At 59.3% G+C, this 2,739-nt stretch carries 4 protein-coding genes; 2 read left to right on the top strand and 2 right to left on the bottom strand.

Annotation, left to right across the window (positions count from 1 at the left end; genetic code table 11):
• On the top strand, positions 1–509 hold a 509-nt coding region (locus tag ACEW8G_RS09575; protein WP_373488198.1), incomplete at its 5' end, for a hypothetical protein.
• A gap of 60 nt (positions 510–569) precedes the next feature.
• Here the strand turns inward: ACEW8G_RS09575 and ACEW8G_RS09570 are convergent.
• Positions 570–1,040 carry a DUF4411 family protein gene (locus ACEW8G_RS09570; RefSeq protein ID WP_373488199.1) on the bottom strand — a complete coding sequence of 157 codons (471 nt, stop codon included), beginning with the start codon at positions 1,038–1,040 and terminating at the stop codon, positions 570–572.
• Positions 1,040–2,239: an XRE family transcriptional regulator gene (locus tag ACEW8G_RS09565; RefSeq protein ID WP_373488197.1), complete on the bottom strand. Its 1,200-nt coding sequence runs from the start codon at positions 2,237–2,239 to the stop codon at positions 1,040–1,042. Before ACEW8G_RS09565 ends, ACEW8G_RS09570 begins: the two co-directional genes overlap by 1 nt.
• Before the next feature lie 150 nt (positions 2,240–2,389).
• Here ACEW8G_RS09565 and ACEW8G_RS09560 point away from each other — a divergent pair.
• The coding region (locus tag ACEW8G_RS09560) for a toprim domain-containing protein (RefSeq protein WP_373488196.1) at positions 2,390–2,739 on the top strand (350 nt) is incomplete at its 3' end.

The following is a 2,739-nucleotide window of genomic DNA, read 5'->3' as shown; positions in this document are numbered from 1 at the left end:
AGCCGCAGGTCACGGTAAAGCTGCGGCCCCCAGGCGTCGTGCAGTTCCGCCGTACCCAGCATGAGGCGCGGGTGATGAAACTGATCGAACGGAACGGGCTGATGAATGACCGAGACGATTTTGAGGTTGTTGACGCGGCTGCCTCGAACGTCCTTGGCGATGCAATCGACGACGCCGCTCTGGTGCCGGTCCCGCTGGCGCCCGTCCTTCGCGTGAGAAGGGCAACGGCCGAGGTTCAATGGGACGGTCGCTCCATCATTCTGTCGCGTCAGATTTTCCCCGTGTTCGAGCGCCTGCTCGAGAAGGCGCAGTCGCGCGACCAGGTCGCCTCCGGATCCCATGTCGAAGGCACGACGGCGCGCGAGGCCAAGGATCTGATCCGCGAGCTGCGCTACGCGTTCAAGGCTGCGGGGTTCACCGATGCCGAGAGCAAGGCGCTGTTCGTGACAGTGCGCAACCGGGGCTATAGGCTTGGAGTGCCGGCAACCAAGATCGTGGTCGAAGGTTAAACTGCCGCAAGTGTTTGGCTGGAGTGTCGATCTGGCTATGTCTTTGTGGGACAAGCAAGCTTAGCCTACCACCCATTTCTCCGCTTGGATAAGCTGAAGTAAGTTCATGGTGCCGGTCATGCCCATATCGGTGCACACATCAGGGATGTTGGGCCTGTTCAGGTTGCTGGTTGGCTTCTCGTCCGTGACAATCTGCAAGTTATCGACACGTGCTAGAGCAATAACAAATGGGTCAGCGGATGTTCGGAGTTTCTTTTCTCCGACTAGCCTCGGATAGGAAGCGAGGACTTTTGCGGCCTCAATTTGGATCGGGTCCTCTAGTTCACGAAACATTTCGCTTCGTGCCTTTAGCCAGACATGTAATTCGTCGGAACGTTTTGAGGTTTCGTGGAGCACCTCGATCGGGGAGACCATCCGCCCGCACTCGATGAGGTCGTCGAACCGTTCCCAGACTCGGGGAAAATTCTCTGGCGGGTAGCGTTCCTGCCAAGCGGCAATAAGTGCACTCGTGTCGATGCAGTAGACCACCATCACAGACCATTTCGTTGGAATGCGGCCTGCTCGAGCGGCGGTATGTGTTTAAGCTTCGCTCCCAAATAGCCTGCAACATCGTTCAACGTAATCCGCTGATTATAGTAGCTTCGCAGCACGAGGCGCGTGAAGCCGCGCCCGTTCCAGCTCATCAACATTACAGGCCGCTTGATCGGAACCGGCTTCCGATCTTTCGCGCGCTCCTCTGCGGCTTGCCGATATTCTTCCTGAAACTTGGGTCGCTCGCCCATATAAAAGTCCCATGACGCGCGGCCTATGCTGACGAAGCGCAGAAGCAAGGCTTCCCGGCTTACTCCCAGTTGCTGCGCAATTGGGCGCAGTTCATCATGGCTCCATTCGCGCCGCGCAGCATCTGCAACCTCGCTGAAGCTCATCAATACGTCGCGCGGCATTAGGGTGGCGGCTGCCACAGCATCGCAGAATCGTTCTATGCGACGCTCGTCCGGCGTGAGCGCGATATCGTCGCCTGCGCCGTTGGAAATGGCACTTTCGCCAAGCAAAACGTGACAAAACTCATGGAGCAGTGTGAATGCCCTGCCGCCTTGGCTGTAGTCCTTGCCATTGATGACAATGGCGGGAAGCTCCGCCTTTGCGATCGCGAAGCCTCGCATCTCACTCAACTCTACGCTGCGATGGGGGCCGCTGACGACGAAAACAAGTACGTTATGTTCTTCAAGTCGCCTTCGCCAGAAGTCAAACGCCTGCCTTGCGGACTTCTGTTGCGCTTGGTCATCCACATCGAGGAAAGCTCGGATTGCCTGTCCAAGCGCTTCAGGATCGTCATCGAGTGTGGCGCTAAGGGGCAACGGCCGCGGCGTTTCGGCTAGGTCCTGAAGAAGTTCCAACGCCACCTCGCGGCGCTCGTAGGCAGCACGGATATGGTAGGCGAGATGGGCCGAGAGTGCTTTCTCAGGCTCATCCGGGAGCCTCCGAAAGTCGCGCAGAGGTGCAAAGTCAAGTGGTGGCTCCGGCAGGTAGAAAACTGCCAGCGGAAACTTGTACTTTTCAGCCAGGTTTCTGAGCTGCCCTAGCGTCGGCAGGTCATCCCCCGCTTCCCAGCCTTGAAGGCGCTCAACCGTTACACCGGCAGCCTTCGCGGCAACTTCAGCCGAGATCTTCGCCCGGTCGCGCGTCCACGTCAGCAACTCGCGCTTTATCTGGGCCTTGATAACAGCCATGCCTCATTGACCTTTTTTGCCCACCACAGTTGGCAGTGCCTCGAGAATTAAAGGGGAGCAACGAGGTTCGAAGCCCAGGGCCACTCATGGTATTCTGGCAATTTCTCCGACTTAGAGCAATCGAAAGCTGCGCGAATCCGATATCCGGCCATGCTTGGACAGGTACGGGACCGCGATGACGCGGTCATCGGCCTGCACCGCAGCTACCTCGCCACCAATGAGGTGGCGGTCACCCAGGCGCCGCTCGACAAGGCGAAGAAGATGCTGGGCCGAGTGGCTGGTGGCGCGGTGCGTCTCGCCGATCTCGGCGATGGCGATCGGCTTGCGCTTTCGGAAGGCATCGAGACCGGCCTCGCGGTGATGACCGCATGCCCCGATCTGCCTGTCTGGGCGACGTTGTCGACATCGGGCCTCGAACAGGTCGATCTGCCGCCTGGCGTCCGGCGCGTGCTGATCCTGGCCGACAACGACACCTCCGGGGCCGGTCTGCGGGCCGCCGA

Source organism: Blastomonas sp., from assembly GCF_041747255.1.
Classification (GTDB): Bacteria; Pseudomonadota; Alphaproteobacteria; order Sphingomonadales; family Sphingomonadaceae; genus Blastomonas.
The sequence above is the reverse complement of the archived record's forward strand: the minus strand, read 5'-3'. Positions and strand labels throughout refer to the sequence as shown.

Excerpts from the sequence above, each read along its gene's own strand:
- ACEW8G_RS09565 (WP_373488197.1), bottom strand. The coding sequence starts at position 2,239 with ATGGCTGTTATCAAGGCCCAGATAAAGCGCGAGTTGCTGACGTGGACG.
- ACEW8G_RS09570 (WP_373488199.1), bottom strand. The coding sequence starts at position 1,040 with ATGGTGGTCTACTGCATCGACACGAGTGCACTTATTGCCGCTTGGCAG.